The sequence below is a fragment of the Desulfobacterales bacterium genome (assembly GCA_034003325.1).
Classification (GTDB): domain Bacteria; phylum Desulfobacterota; class Desulfobacteria; order Desulfobacterales; family JAFDDL01; genus JAVEYW01.
In genome coordinates, this window is the sequence record JAVEYW010000031.1 from 1 (window position 1) to 17,592 (window position 17,592).

The following is a 17,592-nucleotide window of genomic DNA, read 5'->3' on the forward strand; positions in this document are numbered from 1 at the left end:
CGCGCACCCCGGCGCTGACCACCCGTTTGCCGGCAAAGGCGACCGCGTTTAAATGCGTTACCGGCGCGAGGGCACTCATTCTGGCCGGCGTCTTCAAGGGGTCTTGAAATTCGTTTAAAGCGGCCTGTGCGGAACCGGTCTTCTCCGGGGCCGGTGAACTCATCGCATAGGCCGTGCCCGTTGGGGCGGTTGTGTCGGCTCCCGAACAGGGGACCGCCGATGCCATGCAGACGGCCATGGCCAGCACGCTTGTGATATGTCGGAATATCATTTTTTTCTCCCGGGTGGTTTTAGGGAATAGACCCTTTGAGTAGGTTACTATAATAAGGGGCCAGCTATCTTCCACGATCGAAAAACCCCTGCAACCTAATGTTATCAATTTAACCTCCATAGATATCGTCATCCCCGATATGGCAAGGTGTTTGCCAGTCTCAATTCAGCTTCCAATCCGGGTCTAAGGGAATCGTATCGAAAAGAGGCTTCGGCAAGACCATAGCCGACTGTGCCGTCACTGAGCCGATACTCCATCATGTGCTCGTTGGCCACGAACGTATCCAAGGGGCAAGGCCACACAAAAAGCGGTTTCCCCGTGTATTCCCACATTCGGTCGTTGGCATCCCAAAACCGCCAATGCAGCGATTTAATCGTTATTCCATCTTCCGATAACTCATTTCGATCTTCAAATCTCTTGACCCGAACCCATTCCTTTCCGTCATAAAACATTTTCATGTAGGCACTCTGACCGGTCGTTGAGATTCCGTGTACCCCGGCAAACGCAAGACCATTTGAAAAGATGGGCCACGACGTCGTATAGTAGAGCAACGAGTCCCAGTTTCGCGGCCCTACACTGACGTCACGAAAACCGTGGCCATCAATCTCAATACGCTTGCCTCCGCGCAAAGTAATTGATCCTGTCACGCGGAACGTTCCCTCCATGTGCACATGGGCTATTTCTCTTGCGAACGAACCCTCCTCATCTGAGCTCATTGAAATGCAATCAACCATCGGCTGAATGCCTTCGTAGAGCAGATTAAGCGTAAAGTGTCGATCCGAAAACTCGATTCGCGTCTTCTTAAGCAGCTCCAGTGAAAGCACACGTATGCCGGCAACTTCAATACCGTCATCCAGCCGACTTGACGTGCAAGGCAAATTCATGTTGAGCCTGGTATACAGCGGCTTTCCGTCCATGAAAAACACGAGCCAGTTGTTCATTTCCCCGAGGTTCTCCAGAACGCCGATTCTTAGGAATCCACCGACTTTTCGCTTCGGGTCGTAAACATTGAAGTAAAAGCTCTGGCTCCAATTCGGATCGTCACCGTGGCAATATCCTTCATAGTTTTGATTAGATTGATCCATCTTCATTCCTTCATACCTTTCGTTTCTAAACGTTAACAAATTGCGCTTAAAAGACTCTCGATCCGTTGGGTTTGCCCGGAATCGGCGTTCCATCCCCGATTCGCAGTTGCATTTCAGACGCCTTTGTCAAGCAGAAGATAGAGATCGTTCAGCACAGCAGGCCCAATTCCCATCAGCCAGGTGATAAGTACATCTTGATGCGTCTTTCCCCCTCTTACGACGCGGTAACCGGTTCCAAGACAGAGGACCACGAGTTTGTAGGTAACCAGCACTTTATAAAAATGAAGCGCCTTGCGGTCTACCGTCAAACCGCTTGTTTTTTCATATGCCGTCAAAATCTCCTCTTCAGGCATCAACCCGGTACAAAGAAAGGTCTTGCCATCTTCCGCCAGGTGGCCCAACGCTGAAATAGTAGCCCACGCGAGATCCTCATGCCTGTCACCGATGTGCCCGAGTTCCCAATCGAGCCAAGCGGTGATGCGTCCCTCCTGTTCGTTGAAAAGACAATTGCCAATGCGGTAGTCCGAATGAACGATGGACAGGCGATCGACGGTCGGCAAATTGTCCCTCAGCCAGGCATTGGCATATCGCATCAGAGGCACATCTTCGCCGGCGTCTTCTTCCCAGACTCGCTCCCACCAATTCACGGCCCATTCCGCAGCTTGCGTACCGGGCTTGGGGATGTTAAAGGCGGTAAGATTGGATTTTGTGAAATCGAAGGTGTGGATGATGCTGAGATGTTCGATGAATTGCGGAGCCAGCTGTTTACGTAACCGGGCTCCAACGTTCATCCCCGCACCCGAGACATTGCTAACCCCGCAGGAAGGCTTGGTAACGCCCTCCACAAATCCGTATATCATCCCAGGGTACGGGAGGAAGACCGCATCCGAATCCACCCAGTAAACCGGCGGAACAGGCACAATCCCTTCAAACGCCTTGATAAGCTGAAATTCCCGCAGCCGACTCGTTTCCGCTACCGACTCCATTGGCTCCATACGCAACACCATTGGCGTTTTGGTCCTTCCTGTTGCCGGGTTATTCCATGCCAGAGTGAATGCCATTTGCAGCTTCGAAGCGCCCCCGCTCAGCCACCGTACATCGGAAATGTCAAAACGCCCATCGTGATTGCTTCCTATCAGCGCTTCCACACCGTTTTCCAGTGTTTTAAGGGACACCGGCAAGTAGGGGACACCGGGTCTTTGACGCATCTTGCGCGATAAGATGCGATCAATCTCGGCCTCCACCGGAAACCGTTGCCGAATGGCTTCGATCACCTCATCGCTTGGATTGTTCTTGTCCGCATTCAGCATGACTTTTTCTCCTCAATAGTCCTATCGAATTCCGGTTCCTGCAAGGGATTGAGGACTCCATACCGTATCGGGTCGAATCGTCACTAAAAGGTTAGGGCCCATCAAATATGCGTTCACCCAGTAGATCCCGCTCACAAAGTCATACCCATAGTATGTAGTGGAAAAAGGGGCCTTGGTATCATAATTAAATACGAGACCGCTAAACATACCCCGATAAAGCATGTTTTTATTATCGTACTCGTCCGCCATCAGACCAATCCAACTATCCTCGTCCAGATAAAGGGTCCGCCTGATATAAATGTGCCGCATGCCCTCCTTCAGCGTGCCTTCCACAACCCAAACCCGGTGGAGTTCCCACCTCACATAGTCGGGGTTAATAAAATGTGGCCCTATCGCCGTATCAGGCGTGGAGTGATATATGAATTTGTAATTGTTATAGGGAACGAGCATTTCTCTTTTACCCAGGATTTTCCAGTCATACCGATCCGGGCTGCCGGTAAAAATGAAGGCATCATCATAGGTCGAAGCACCAGCCACGGTCGTATTGGGCCCGTCATAGGCAATTTCCGGGGCCATCTTGACTCTCCGCTGACCCGGCAAATACTGCCAGGCCGGATCCCCATGGGATTTATCCGTACTGAGAAACCACATCAACCCCTCGCCGTTTCGATTTGCCGGCGCAATCAAACGATCATCAAGCATCCAGTGTCTATCCTTGTGTGCAGTAGCATTGGGGTTCCAGTAGGGATACTCCATATAAGTATGCCCCTCGCTCGCCAATATTCTTCGGCCGGCGGAGGTGATGACAAAAGCGTTATACCGCAAAAACTCCTCGCCGGGCGCCGACCAGCGGAGTATATGGTTCCAAATGGCCTCCTGGCCGTTTTTCGGAAGGGGAAAGGGAATGCCATACCAACAGCCATTCAGATTTTTACCATCATTTTCAAGTGTCGCCACTGCCGCCGACCTTTTGGTGCCTTCCGCTATATAATCCGGAATGGCCACCGTTCGGTGAGTCGGGTACACATCGATGCGGAAGTCCGCGTGCTTGGTTATCATATGGATGGTGGACGGACTGAGCTTATCTTTATACTGATCCATATTTTTGGCATCTATGGAATAAAGGGGCTTTTCATCCGCAAACGGATCGGGAAGCATCATTTTGCTTCGGTCAAACCCCGGCGGCACCGTGGTATATCCACCCGTGTACGGCGGAATCGTGCCGTCCGCATTGCCCGCTACCTCGGCGCCGATCGCCGTCAACTTGTCCCCGCCCAACTGGCTGAGCTCTTCTTGCGTGAGCGCGGCCATGGCGTAACCGCTAAATCCCACCACCAAAGCGAATACCGCTATGATCTTTTTAACCATCGTTGATTCTCCTTTGTTTTATTTAGACCCTTTTGTCGACGCATTCACGAAAACGTGGCGGGTCTTTCAAAAAGGTCGTGCGCTAATATTCTTTCCCATCTGCTGCCGGCTGTACGCTTTCAGGCAATGCTGAATCAGAAGGATGTTTTAAGGGTCAGGGATACAAAGTCGCGGTCCCGAAGTCCCGCGGTTCCCGCGCCGTTCCCGGCTCTGTTGATCACGGCCCCGGTATTTGTCAGCTCAACATCTCCAAAAAAATCAACATAGTTGAGGTTCACTTTGTATTTGGTGAAAATGTCGAAATTGAATCCCACGCCCCAACTGCCTTCCCCCTTGGCGCCGTTATTGATTTCCGAGGCAACGCCCCACAACCCGTAACCGACACTAAACGGCATGGTCACATCCACCCCGGGAAGAATTTGCAGCCATTGCGGGCCAAAGTTCACATTGAGCGTACAAGCATCCCGTGTGACCGCATCAAAGTCATTGTAATTGCTATGACCTTTGAACGTCTCTTCATTCTCCGACACATCCATCCATGAACTGTAATTCAACTCTATGGTGTAGCTGCCCGAATCCCACATCGGGGTTCGCTTCAGCAAACCGATGAAGTTAACCGTGGCGTGAAACGTATCACCTCGTGCGCCAAGGAGTTCGCCATCATCCGGAAGCAGCGCAGAGTCGAATACTAAATACCTGGCCGGATCACTCCTGAGAGGCATGTTCCTGCGAATGGATACCTCGGAACCCATGCTGCCGCCAAAAACCGTGTTGGCATAACTGAGCCCGTAGATCTGAATATCCCCTCCATAGGCAAAATGGTAGGTGCTATCGGCGAAATTGAAAATCGCCTGCGGCAGGTGATCGGAAGTGTTCCTGAAATAAAAGCCGACGGTTCCCCCGTGCAAGGACTCCGGTGACCATCGGGCGGACACACCAAAATCCCGGTACTCCTCGGGTTCGATATCCTCGCCATGCGTCAACAGAACGAAACCGGGCGCTGCAAGATATACCTCAGAGTCCTTCAGGTTCAAATCGGTGGCGGCCAGATAGGTTCCCCCTTCGGGCACAAGATTCTGCTCCCATTGCAAAAAATATTGTGCCGCCAGGGTCAGGGAGTTACTCACCTGGGCCACGGCGCTCACCTGGTTCAAGGGCCTGAACACCTCCTTCACCTCAACGCCCGGGGTGGCCGTCGCCTTTCCCAGATCCAGCGGCGCCTGGCCGAAGTTGATGCCGTTAAACGGGCTCAGCAAGGCTTCCCCCCAATACACCGTGTGTCGGCCGGCCTTCAGATAGACCGGCGCCTCGCCGATGTTCACCCGACCAAACGCAAAGGCGTCAAGAACTTCGCCAGCCGGACCCCGAAAATACTTGTCGGCCCAGTCGCTCAGGCCCACGGCCTGCTGCCCGTTCTCCAAATGATTCGAGGTGGCAACCGAATCATTATCAAAGCTGCTGTCGTACCGGGCATCGTACCAGACCGCACCGCTGACCCGAACCCCGTAATCACGCTTGAAAATAAGATCCGCTTCGGAAAAAAGATCGAACCGGTTCTGCGCGATGCCCACATCAAAGTTCCGGTCCCCGTCATCGGAATTGATGTCGCTGATAAGCCGTCCCTCCGCTCCGTGCAACCGTTGCTGCAGGGTGTACCGGATCGTGTTGTCCCAGCGGATGAAAAGATCGTCATTTCCCGTTGGAATGTTGAACGCAACGGCACTACCGATTCCCCAGATCAATACCAGCAATAGTACCAGAAACCCCGTAACCCCCCCTTGCCTTCCGGCGCCTCCCTCATCATACTTGTTTCTGCCGTTCTCTTTCATCGTGAGCTTCTCCTCCTTCGTTTGGTTGTCACCTTCGCTGAAACCGTTGGAAATCCACCAGTCCCTGTTCCGCAGTTCCTCAGCGCTTGCTTCGGCAGTAAGATTAGCTACCGTGAAACATACGCTGAAAAAACTCTTTTCCAGAATGCACGCGTACTTTGTTCATATTATCTTGGGGCAGACCGTTGACACCTATTCCAGGTAATACAGCACCGTTTTTCTGTAGCGTTACGATAACACTTCGCTGATAAGACTCTCAATCGGAGGAACTTCCGCCGGATTTGCTTCCCATCCTTGCATAATCAGCCATGATCGCTCACGCAACAACTGTTCTCTTGCATTGGCAATCACCTCTTCGTGTAGGGCCTGTTTACTCTCGGACGCGCCATCGGAAAAGACGGCCTGAATGACCACCCCTATTCTGGATCGCAAGGATTGAACCGCCCGCACCAACTCCAGGGGCTCAGCCCGCGCTCGATCAAGGACATCGGCGCCCTTCGCAACAACCGTCTTGAGATCGAGCAAAGCGGTCCGTGTATCTCCTCCCCCCTGAGCTTGCCGCTGTATAAGTTCCGCAAATCGAAGCAAACGGGCGAGCTCGTCACGGTCATAGCGATATTCAAGATCCATTCGTTGAGACATGATACTCAGCAAGCCAAGAATAATATGGCCCTGCTCCACCGCCAGCTTGTTGGTTGGATCAATGGCGGGAAGAACAGTGTCTTTCATCGACTTCATGATGCTTTGTAGTTGAATTGCGGGGCGCATTTGCATATCAATCTCCTTTTTCGAGCAGATCGGAAAGCTCGTCCATTATGCCCGCGGCAATGCCTGTCAGCCACAACACGAGCACGTCCTGATGTGTTTTGCCGCCGCGGGCGATACGATAACCGGTTGCAAGCGTGATAACAGCTTGTTTATAAGCGGCCTGAACTCTGTAGAAATAGAGGGTTTTGGGATTTACCGACAGGCCGCTGGCTTTCTCATAAGACTCGAAGAACTCATCCCAAGGCATTAATCCGCCAACCAGGGGCGTTTTCCCGTCCCCCGTCGTTTGGAGCATGCGGGCCGAGGTATACCCCAGATCCTCGTGCCGGTCACCGATGTGCCCGAGCTCCCAGTCAAGCCATGCCGTGATGCGGCCATCCTGTTCGTTAAACAGGCAGTTCCCGATGCGATAATCGCTGTGCACGATGGACAACCGATCGGCTGCGGGCAGATTCTCCCGCAGCCAGGCAGCGGCATATCGCATCAAAGGGACATCCTCTTCGGCGTCTTCCTCCCAGACTCGCTCCCACCAATTAAGCGCCCATTCAGCCGCCTGGGTGCCGGGCTCCGGAATATCAAAGGCCGTTAGATCGGCACTGGTGAAATCGTGATTGTGGATGATGCCCCAATGTTCAAAAAATTGCGGGGCCAGGAGTTTTCGCAATCGTGATCCAAGATGAGTTCCTATGCCCGTCACATTGCTGACCCCGCTCGTTGGTTTGATAACCCCCTTTACAAGGCCGTATATCAGCGCCGGATATGGCAGATGCTCGGCGTCCGCATCCACCCAGTAAACCGGCGGAACAGGGACAATCCCTTCAAACGCCTTAATCAACTGAAACTCTCGCAGCCGACTGGTTTCCGCAATCGACTCCTTGGGCTCCATCCGCAGAACCATCGGTGTTGTGGTTCGGCCTACCGCCGGATCCTCCCACGATAAGGAAAACGCCATCTGCAACTTTGAGGCGCCTCCGCCAAGCCATCGGACATCGGAAATTTCAAAAGGGCCCTCGTGATAACTTCGTATCAAAGACGCCACACCGTTTTTTAGTTGTTCCCGGTGAACCGTAGCATAATGGCCGCTGGATCGTTGACGCATCTTTCGCGTCAAGATCCGATCGACCTCCGCTTCGACCGGAAACCGGCGCCGAATCGCTTCAATCGTCGCATCCGTCGGGTGGTTTTTGTCCAAATTCAACATAACGGATGCCTCCTCCCAACCCCTAACTTGTCAAACATGCGCGTTTCTCCCTTTCAAGATTCGTTTCCCTTTTTTGCACCATTCCCTCCTCCCGCCCCCTTGCTTCAGACGGTACAACGTCTGCGATTGCTGCTTTTTCATCATGCTGAAATCTGTTTGTTGGAATGGCATTGGTTCCATGAAGCAGAAGCGTGTGCTTCGACAGACTTTTAAGCAAGCTGCATGCCAAAGAGACAAAAACCTGTTTATCTATTCGTAATATTAAGAATTTCAGCTTCAATTGATTATTAATTAACCGTAATAAGCACGATAGATGTCGGTGGTCCGACACATTAAAGTCCAGTCGGCAGACACCTTTTGACAGAACACGCCATCCGTATTATAAGCGGATATACCGATAGCGGCGCGAGTGACTTTTCAGAAACCAACGCGGAAAAAATATTTATCACCTTGTTATTTTTACTTTTGTAAGATTTTTGCGCTAATGTTAACCATCGTGCTGTCTGTCGAATCGATTCGCCTTTTAAGGGCTATTCGGCTGATTGAATAAAAAATCCGCTTCGTATAAACAACCAGCATTGATGTGCCCGTATTCTGACATCCACCACGATCGATAAAAAGACGCAGGAGAAATAGCGATGCCCGAGACGCCCGAGTTTTCCGAAGGTCAATGGGACTTTTTAAGCGTGCTGGAAGCATTCGGCACCCCATTACCGATTGATATTATCGGCACGTTGGCCCCTTTGATGCCCGGACCATTATTTGATCTCATTCTCAGCGGAGAACATCTTGGTTTTTTAGAAAAAACAAATGGAAATGTTTTGCAGCTCACTACCGAGCTTTCTCCCGAGATGTTAAAAACCCTGCGATCTCTCAATTCGCCGGATCGGATCGCCGAGATTTATAACCGGTTAAAAAATGCCAACTTGCTTGGTCGGCTGAATCCGAAAGAAATTATCAACCTGCTGTTAAAGGCAAAACAGTATGAGGATGCGGCCGCCCTCCAACTGGATATGGTGGAAAGCGCAATCAAGGATCAAGATGTGGAAACAGCCATTTTCAATCTGACGCAGGCTGTTCAGGCCCATTTCCAGAAGCCTGAAACTTCAGGCATTCAAAAGCGCATTGTCGCCTTGACGCCTTCTGTGTCCAACCTGTGCATCGCCATGGGAAAGGGTTTTCCAGAGGCACTTTCGCTGCTGCGGAAAGCTCGAATCCTATCGGAAAATTCAGGGGACAGTCGTTCCCACGCCATTATCATGCTTCATCTGGGTCGATTTTATTATCTTTCCAACATGAATACCGATCCTCTTAAGGAACTTTCAGACGGCAAACAAATCGTCGAGGAATTGGGCGACGATGATATTTTGTTTCAATCATCCGAATTTGTAGGACTTTTTTATATCATACAGGGCAACTACAAGAAGGCGTTGATTCATTATGAAAAGGCCTCGGAATGGAGCAGATATACGGGAAGTGAGACGATTAACCCGTTCGCGCCGGTGTTTTTCAGTCTGTGCGCCCAGGCTTTGGGTCAATTTACCCGCGCCGTTGATTTGCTGGATATATTTCACCGGATCGCCATACAAAAAAAGCAGCCGAACGTGGCGACCACGCTGCGTACCGTTCTGGGGTACATGCTGCTGACCGTCCGAAACGATAAAGAAGCACTCCACCATCTATCCATTGCAAATGAAGATGCCGAAAAACAGAAAAATGTGCTGGCGCTCTACGGAGTCAAATTTTACAAATCCTACTATTATTATTTGAAAGGAAACCTGACGGAAGCCAGAGATTCTTTTATAGAAGCAATGAACTATTCCGCGCGTACCAACATTATTCGCGCATATTCCCTTTATCCATGGGTTCTTGAAATGCTTTTTGATTTCGAGCGGAAAAAGGTGGACTTGCCCATTGATTTTAGTTTCAACACAATCGCCGAACAAGTTAAAGAGAGCATCAATATTTCTTTTAAAGGGGTTCTCATGCGGCTTTTGGCTAAACGGGCGATCGCCAATGGTGACCCTGTCGAAACAATACAGCGTTATCTGGAGGAAAGCCTCTATTTGCTCACCCATTCCGGCAGTGCGGTGCAATCGGCGAAAACACGGCTGGAGCTGGCCCGGCTTGAACTCACCAAAGGAAACCGAAAAAAAGCGGCTCTTCATGCCCGAAAGGCATGGAAAAGCCTGCCCGCCTATGCCGAACGCTTTTTTCCCGATGATCTTCAGCATCTCATCGACACCGGCTCAAAAGGGCCCTTTCTCAAAAGCTTTTTATCCGCCGAGGTCGTTTTCAACCGTTTATCCGAAGTGATAGATAAGACAGTCCCGACCTCGGATCTGGAGGTAATTCTAAACCGCCTCGTAGCAACCACCAATCGTTTTTTTAGTGCGGAACGGGGTGGTTTTTTTCTGATAACCAATCATACCAAAAAGAAGCGGTTGGAGCTCGTAGCCGCGGTCAACCTTACCGAACTGGAGGTTAACTCGGATAATTTTAATTCCCATTACGAAGTGATAACCGAAGCACTTGCCAACAATCGCGCCATTGTCACCAGGCCTCCGCTTACAGGTCATCAAGACAGCCAGGGGGTTCCCTTTTCAGCGCTTTGTTTCCCCATTGTTCTGGCGGATAATCGCAGGGGCGTTCTTTACCACGACAATTCTTTGCTGACCGACAGCTTTGACTTTTTGGATGACCATGCGCTAACCCTTCTCAAAGATCACTTTGAAACCATTTTCCGCCAAATATGGAACTACTGCCAATCGGCCCAAAAAATTATTCGGCAAGCCTCCGAGAAAGAAATCGAAACGAAAAATACCCTGAAAGAAGAAATTATCGGGGAAAGCCAGGCCATTCAGGATTTACTGAAAAAGGCCCAACGCATCTCGGATGCGGATTCTCCCATACTGATTCAGGGGGAAACCGGTGCGGGAAAAGAAATCATGGCCCGCTGGATTCATAAACACAGCCCGCGAAACGATGGACCCTATGTCATCATCGATTCGACCACTATTTCAGAAAACCTGTTGGAAAGTGAGCTTTTCGGGCATGAAAAAGGGGCGTTCACCGGTGCGGACCGGCAAAAAACCGGTCGGGTTGAACTGGCCAACGGTGGCACCCTGTTTCTGGATGAGGTGGGAGAACTTCCGCCCTCAATGCAGGCAAAACTGCTGCGGGTACTGGAAGAAAAAACATTTACCCGCGTCGGCGGCAGCCGTGTTCACCGGTGCGATTTTAGACTGATCGCAGCCACCAATCGCAACCTTGCAAAGGAAGTGCAAGCCGGCCGGTTTCGTGAAGATCTTTTTTACCGCCTGAATGTTCTGCCCATTCGAATTCCACCGCTTCGGGAAAGAAAAGAGGACATTATTCTGCTGGCGCGTCATTTTCTCGGGATTTATTGCAAGCGACTCAATCGGCCCCAACTCCTGATCACCCCCGCCGACACGTCGGCGTTACTCATGTACCCCTGGCCCGGAAACGTCCGGGAGCTTAAAAACGTGATCGAAAGGAGCTCCTTGCTTTCCAATGACAGCTATTTGGATTTGCAGTTGACGGCGACGCCGGTGAGCCAACAATCGTTTTTGGTAAACGATTTACCCACCCTATTTGAATTACAGCGCCGCTATATCGGCCATGTTCTGAAAACGACCGGAGGCCGAATAGCCGGAACGGACGGCGCGGCCGATGTCCTCGGAATGAAAAGATCAACCCTCTATTTTAGAATGGAAAAATTAGGCATGTCTTCGGGCTCGTCCTCTAAGCCAAAAATCAGGAAGCCGGAAGTTTAAGAACGCGGTTTAAGCGTGTTCGCCATTCTCATATCAAATGCCGGCCCCGGCCTGAGGGTATCGAGCCGAAACATAGCTTCGGCAAGGCCGTAACCAACCATGCCATCCGATAGGCGGTACTCCATCATTTGCCGGTTTATCATGAACGTATCGTGAGAGGAAGGCCATGCAAAAATCGACTTGCCAGTATATTCCCACATATTGTCGACGGCATCCCAGAACCGCCAATGAAGCGACTTGATGGTGTACCCGTCTTTCTCATATTCAGTTCTGTCCTCGAAACGTTTTACCGGAAGCCATTTTTTGCCATCGTACCATACTCTTAAATACGAATTCTCTCCCTTGCTGGAGATCGCATGCGATCCCATAAACGCCATACCATTTGAAAAAACCGGCCGGGACAATTCGTAACACAGCAAATGATCCCAATTTCTCGGACCGATACTGATATCACGAAAGCCGGTCGCATCGATTTCAATCGTATCCTCCCCCCGAAAAGTGATAAACCCGGTCACCCGAATCGTCCCTTCCATATGAATCCAGGTCACTTCTTTTCTTAAGGAGCTTTCTGCGTCTATGCTCATCGCAACGCTATCCACCATGGGCTGAAGTCCCTGACAAATCAGATCCAACTTAAAGTCAGGGGTATTATGCTCGATACGCACGTTGCTAAGAGGTTTTAAAGACGTCAGGCGTGTGCCGGATATTTCCATCCCGGGATCCGGCCGGCCCGCTGTGTAGGGCAGATTCAAATTTACCCGAGTGTATAAAGGCTTTCCATCCATGAAGACAACAACCCAGGTATTCGTTTCCCTCTGGTGCTCAAGGACACCGACCCTGATAAAGCCGCCCACCTTGATTTTTGGATCATAGAAATTGAAATAATAGCTTTGAGTCCATTTCGGATGCTCGCCCGTAATATAGCCTTCCGTATCCATAGGATTAATGTGCATATCTTGTTTTTTCCCTCACCACCATGAACACGCCGTTTTCCAAGCCTTATCTTACATGGGTCTTATGCCGAAACATTTTTTTGTTGTCGCCCTCTCTAACCGAATCAACAGGGCTTTTCAATGTTTTTTTCCAATAAAGACTTTCTGATCGCGGCTGTTTGCACCGGGCCATTGTTGCTCTCCGATTTGGAACGGCTTGTCAAGCCAGGAAAGTTCGGTCAATTTTAAAGGAGCTATTTGAAGGGTTCTGCGCCAATCGGTAAAAAATGAGGGGCTTTGATGCGAATTTGCTTATGCCGTTGAGTTCTCAATCTTCACTGACGTCTTGGGTCAAGACAACCGCTTTTGTTTCATCCAAAAGAGGGAAAAAGCCAATAACACCATTCCGTTATCAATCTCTGAGTGTCTTATTTTAGACATTATTTCCATCAGCGGCATCTTGATAACCTGAATATCTTCCCCATCATCCAAAACGGGCTTCCGAACTTTTACGGCATGTTCGGCAAGAAAAAAATAGCACTTGTTAGACAGAATCGCGGGCTGAGGATAACATTCTCCTAATTTTAAAAGGGAAGGAGAATGATACCCGGTCTCCTCCAACAATTCCCTTCGAGCGCCATCATCGGGAGTTCCATCTTCCGACTCGACCAAGCCACCGGGCAGTTCAAGGCTGACCGCTTCTGTCCCGTGACGATATTGCCGAATCATGACAACCTCTTGTTCGGCTGTAATGGGCAACACCATTGTCCATGGGCTGGAATGAAAGGTGTGTACCTCCATTTCCTTGTTTGTCCTGGGGGACCGGACAAGCTTTTTTTCCATCTGGAGCAAGCCTGAAATCGATTTAAACTCTCGCTCTATAATTGTCCATTGCCGAATCATTGATATATTGCCGAAAAATTGGATTATCTCTTCCAATATAAGCCCAGTAGTAATTTTAAAAATTGATCATGTCCATTATCTCTTGCAAGCAATGAAAAGGCATAACGCTGAAGGTAAGCAGACGCAAGTCATCGCTTTTTCGATTCAAAACGACCTTGGCCGCGCAGATCATGATGCCGAAATTTTTAAAATTGTTCATAACAATCCAGTATTTTAAAATTTCATCATCGATTCTTTCCCCGGTAATGTTCTCATAATATCGATATATATCATCTTTTTTCAGAACCCAGTGAATCTCACCCGGCTTCCCGGATGTCCAGTGTTTCATAAAAAACCAGCCTAAATCGCACATAGGGTCCCCGATGTGCGCCATCTCCCAGTCCAGAACAGCCGAGATTCGATCATCATTCCAGATAAAATTCCCCAGCCGATAATCCCCGTGCACCAGTGTCAGCTTTTTCGTATTCGGCATGTTTTCTTTTAGCCACATATAGGTGTCTGCCAGTATCGGTTCGGGTTCTACGCGGAATTCCTTGATAATTTTCCACCATTTTTCTATCTCCGATAGTGCCGCGCCTTTTCCTTCTGCAGGTACCTCCATATGTTCCCCAAGCCCGAGCGCTTTCCAGTCCACGTTATGAATATGAGCGAGAACCTCTACCATTTTTTTGCCTATCTGTTCCCTTTTCACCGAATCTCTATAATATGGGTGCTTGAAAAACGCCCACGGTTCAGGAATCTCACCTTCGACCATATCCATTATGAAAAAAGGGCTTCCGATAACATTCAGATCCGTTTCCAGCCAATAAACCTTGGGTACCGGTATCGGTGTGCCCTGCAAGGATTTTAATATCCAGTATTGAATCCGGACATCATAAGGTTCAACCAGCCCCCCGCCTTTTGGTTCCGCCCTGATCACAAAATCCTTGCTAATCTGCTCCTCATTCTCAATCCATTCCGCATGAAAAAAAGCTGTCTCATAGGAAAACCCCGCCGTATTTTTTTTAAGACCAGTCACGATAAGGTTCTTTACCTCCGGCATCTTATTTCTAAAAAAGTTCTGAATCCTTTCTTCCATATTTTCCCCTCCTATGAGAAGCCATCATGACTTTTTTTCAAATTATATTCTTCCGGGGCATCTCATTCCTTGGAAACAAAATCCAGCTCCAACCCCTTGAGGTATAAGTTCTTTTTTAACTCATGCTGTTTTCGCATAAACCTTCTGACCTCCTTCCTTATCTCTCTTATTCGGCTCAAGAAAGCGTCCTTAGCACTTTCTTCCGCTTTCGCTAACGTCATAATGGTTGACTCCAGTAATTCATTCAGCCGGAAGTCTATCGCCACAAGGTTCTGCGTTCTTGAAGGGCTGCAATCGCGGTTAAGCGTGGATTGAATTTCTCTTTTCACATCGTTAAAAACGCCATCGGTATCGTCGTCACCCATCGCATCAACGTATTGCAAAATGTCCTCGAAAAGCCCCTTGAGAGATGAAATATCTCGGGTGAACACCCAGTCTTTAACTTCTTCTCGGTCCCTCAGTCCTTGCAATAATGCAATAACGGCCTTCGCCTGCATCATAGCCTCTTGCGACTGTATTCCCGGCACCACGGAATTTTCCATGGTGTGAATAAGGGCGTTCAGAATCGCACCGTCTTTTATATTCATAATATCCTCCAGCTGTTTTTAATAATCGATCAGTTCGATGATATCTTCAAGAAGAGGAAAGGGCATGACGCTCCAGGTCAACAGACGCAAGTCTCTGCTTTTTCTTTCAAAAACCACCTTTGTTGCGCACACCATGATCGCGAACATTTTGATATTGTTCATAACCGTCCAATATCGAACCGTTTCATCATCGACCGGCTCTCCGGTCATCTCTTCATAATATTCGTAGACCTTTTCTTTATCCAACAGCCTGTGAACCTTATCGGGATCACCGGGCCGCCAGTGTTTCATGAAAAACCAGCCCAAATCGCACATCGGATCCCCTATGGCGACCATCTCCCAATCCAGGAATGCGGCAATACGACCCTCATGCCAGATAAAATTTCCCATACGGTAATCCCCATGCACCAACGTTAGCTTTTTTGTATTCGGCATGTTTTCCTTCAACCACATCAGGGCGTCACTCACTACCGGCTCAGGCTCGACCCTAAACTCGCGAATCATGTCCTCCCATCGTTTCAACTCCCGAACAGCCGGTCCCATTCCGGCATCCGGTACTTGCAAGTACTTATCCAGGCCGAGTTTTCTCCAGTCCACCCGATGGATTTGCGCTAGGACATCGACCATGTTTTTGCCCATCTTATCCCTTTTAACGGAATCCTTATAGTACTCATGAGACTGAAACCCCCAGGGGATGGGCACCTCTCCTTCGACCCGATCCATGACAAAAAACGGTTTTCCAATTACCTCCTTGTTCGTTTCCAGCCAAAGAACATTCGGCACGGGAATGGACGTTTCACCCAAAGCTTTTAACACCCAATATTGCAACGCAACGTCGTAGGGTTCTAAAAAGCCCCCTTTGGGTTCTGCCCGGACAACAAAATCCCTGGATTTTTTTTCTTCTTTCACTGACCATTCAGCGTTAAAAAAAAAGGTTTCATAAGAAAAACCCTCGGTATTTTGTTTAAGCCCCGTGATGAAGAGATTCTCCGCTTCCGGCATTTTGGTTCTAAGAAACTCCTTTATTTTGTTTTCCATATATTTCTTCTCCTCACGCTTAAGGCCATTAATTTTTTAAAAATAATTTTTTCAAACGCGAGCTTCTCAACCAGTTTAATGTCGTTCCCCGGCTACGTAGCCACGTTCTCCATTGGCAATATTATCATCCATCGTTCTTGGGGGGCACACCCGTTATATAGCTCATGGTGGCCCCCATTCCAGCGATCAAATCCTATCGAAGACCTGACCCCGCCAGCATTTGTGGGTTCCAGTACGATTCCGGAAAGAGCACAGGCTCTAGGTTTGGCCCTATTAGAAAAACATTAACATAATAAATGCTACCTATTAAGTCGTACCCCCAATACGTTAGCGAGTAAGGGGCCATCAGATCAGGGTTAAATACCATACCACTAAAAGCACAACGATATATTTGATTTTTGTTGTCAAAGCAGTCTGCCGACAACGCTATCCAACTGTCTTCGTCTATAAAAACAGTCCGCCGGACATATATATGCCGCATGCCTGACTTCAAGGTTGCTTCTACAACCCACACTCGGTGCAGTTCCCACCGCGTGGTGTCCGGATTAAGATGTTTCGGAGTTATCGCCTCTTCGGGCGTGGAATGATACAACAATTTGTAGTTGTTATAGGGGACAAAGATTTCCTTTTTACCCAAAATTTTCCATTCATACCGATCGGGACTGCCACTATAAACAAAGGCATCGTCATAGGTCGACGCGCCGGCTACAGTTGTATTTGGCCCATCGTATGAAATTTCCGGGGCCATCTTGACTCGTCGCTGACCGGGAAGATACTGCCAGGCTGGATCCCCATTGGTTTTATCCGTCTTCAGAAACCAAATCAGTTTCTCGCCGTTCCGGTTCGCCGGTCCAACCAACGTATCATTTATCCTGCAAAGAAATCCTTTGTTTTGATTATCATCCCCCCAGTAGGGATAGTCGAGATAATCATTTCCTTCACTCGTCATAATTCTGCGGCCTGCGGCAGTTACGACAAAACTCTGATAATGATTAACCCCATCTCCGGGTGATGACCATCGCAAGAGATGGTTCCATATTGCCTCAAGACCGTTCTTAGGCATAGGGAAAGGGAAACCATTGGCGGCACCTGTCAGTTTCTTTCCATCATTTTCGAGAATGGCATTTGCCGCTGATTTTCTTGTATGTTCTGCTACCCGGTCTGATATAGCGACAGTTCGATGCGTTGGGTACACGTCCATGCGATAATCTGGATATTGTGCAAAAAGCGCCTTGGACCCCTCGGTAAGTTTATCCGAGTACTGGTCCATGTTTTTGGCGTCTATGGAATAAAGGGGCTTTTCATCCGCATACGGATTGGGAAGAAGCATGGTCTTGCGATCAAACCCCGGCGGCACCTTGTCGAGTCCAATGCCGCCCGTGTACGGCGGAATCGTGCCGTCCGCGTTGCCCGCCTTTTCTGCGC

The 17,592-nt window shown here is 49.4% G+C and carries 14 protein-coding genes; 1 reads left to right on the forward strand and 13 read right to left on the reverse strand.

Features of this window, described 5'->3' with window-relative positions; translation table 11 throughout:
- From RBT11_20150 to RBT11_20180, 7 genes are all read right to left on the reverse strand, one after another.
- Positions 1-271 (reverse strand): hypothetical protein (locus RBT11_20150; GenBank protein ID MDX9789098.1); only part of this gene is annotated, 271 nt, incomplete at its 3' end.
- Positions 272-399: 128 nt separating this feature from the next.
- Positions 400-1,356: a hypothetical protein gene (locus RBT11_20155; GenBank protein MDX9789099.1), complete on the reverse strand. Its 957-nt coding sequence runs from the start codon at positions 1,354-1,356 to the stop codon at positions 400-402.
- A gap of 113 nt (positions 1,357-1,469) precedes the next feature.
- Positions 1,470-2,666, reverse strand: a complete 1,197-nt coding sequence (locus RBT11_20160; protein ID MDX9789100.1) for a phosphotransferase family protein — start codon at positions 2,664-2,666, stop codon at positions 1,470-1,472.
- A gap of 21 nt (positions 2,667-2,687) precedes the next feature.
- Positions 2,688-4,034, reverse strand: coding sequence for a DUF1329 domain-containing protein (locus RBT11_20165; protein ID MDX9789101.1), 1,347 nt, complete (start codon positions 4,032-4,034; stop codon positions 2,688-2,690).
- A 134-nt stretch (positions 4,035-4,168) separates the two neighbouring features.
- Positions 4,169-5,863 carry a DUF1302 family protein gene (locus tag RBT11_20170; GenBank protein ID MDX9789102.1) on the reverse strand — a complete coding sequence of 565 codons (1,695 nt, stop codon included), beginning with the start codon at positions 5,861-5,863 and terminating at the stop codon, positions 4,169-4,171.
- 228 nt (positions 5,864-6,091) lie between these two features.
- Positions 6,092-6,637 (reverse strand): hypothetical protein, encoded by a 546-nt coding sequence (locus tag RBT11_20175; protein ID MDX9789103.1) that lies wholly within the window; start codon positions 6,635-6,637, stop codon positions 6,092-6,094.
- A 1-nt stretch (position 6,638) separates the two neighbouring features.
- The gene (locus RBT11_20180) at positions 6,639-7,832 is read right to left on the reverse strand and encodes a phosphotransferase family protein (protein MDX9789104.1); all 1,194 of its coding nucleotides are present in this window, start codon (positions 7,830-7,832) and stop codon (positions 6,639-6,641) included.
- Positions 7,833-8,470: 638 nt separating this feature from the next.
- Between RBT11_20180 and RBT11_20185 the strand changes: the two genes are divergently transcribed.
- Positions 8,471-11,629 carry a sigma-54 dependent transcriptional regulator gene (locus tag RBT11_20185; GenBank protein ID MDX9789105.1) on the forward strand — a complete coding sequence of 1,053 codons (3,159 nt, stop codon included), beginning with the start codon at positions 8,471-8,473 and terminating at the stop codon, positions 11,627-11,629.
- On the opposite strand, the gene RBT11_20190 is transcribed toward RBT11_20185, so the two are convergent.
- From RBT11_20190 to RBT11_20215, 6 genes are all read right to left on the reverse strand, one after another.
- Entirely contained in the window at positions 11,626-12,582 is a 957-nt protein-coding gene (locus RBT11_20190) for a hypothetical protein (GenBank protein ID MDX9789106.1), read from the reverse strand. The two genes, RBT11_20185 and RBT11_20190, sit on opposite strands and share 4 nt — an antisense overlap.
- Before the next feature lie 330 nt (positions 12,583-12,912).
- Positions 12,913-13,500 (reverse strand): NUDIX hydrolase, encoded by a 588-nt coding sequence (locus RBT11_20195; GenBank protein MDX9789107.1) that lies wholly within the window; start codon positions 13,498-13,500, stop codon positions 12,913-12,915.
- A 19-nt stretch (positions 13,501-13,519) separates the two neighbouring features.
- The gene (locus tag RBT11_20200; GenBank protein ID MDX9789108.1) at positions 13,520-14,542 is read right to left on the reverse strand and encodes a phosphotransferase family protein; all 1,023 of its coding nucleotides are present in this window, start codon (positions 14,540-14,542) and stop codon (positions 13,520-13,522) included.
- A gap of 62 nt (positions 14,543-14,604) precedes the next feature.
- The gene (locus RBT11_20205) at positions 14,605-15,129 is read right to left on the reverse strand and encodes a hypothetical protein (GenBank protein MDX9789109.1); all 525 of its coding nucleotides are present in this window, start codon (positions 15,127-15,129) and stop codon (positions 14,605-14,607) included.
- Between the two features lie 18 nt (positions 15,130-15,147).
- On the reverse strand, positions 15,148-16,167 hold the full coding sequence (locus tag RBT11_20210) for a phosphotransferase family protein (protein ID MDX9789110.1): 1,020 nt from the start codon (positions 16,165-16,167) through the stop codon (positions 15,148-15,150).
- A gap of 193 nt (positions 16,168-16,360) precedes the next feature.
- Positions 16,361-17,592, reverse strand: a 1,232-nt coding sequence (locus RBT11_20215; GenBank protein MDX9789111.1) for a DUF1329 domain-containing protein, incomplete at its 5' end; no start/stop codon positions are given.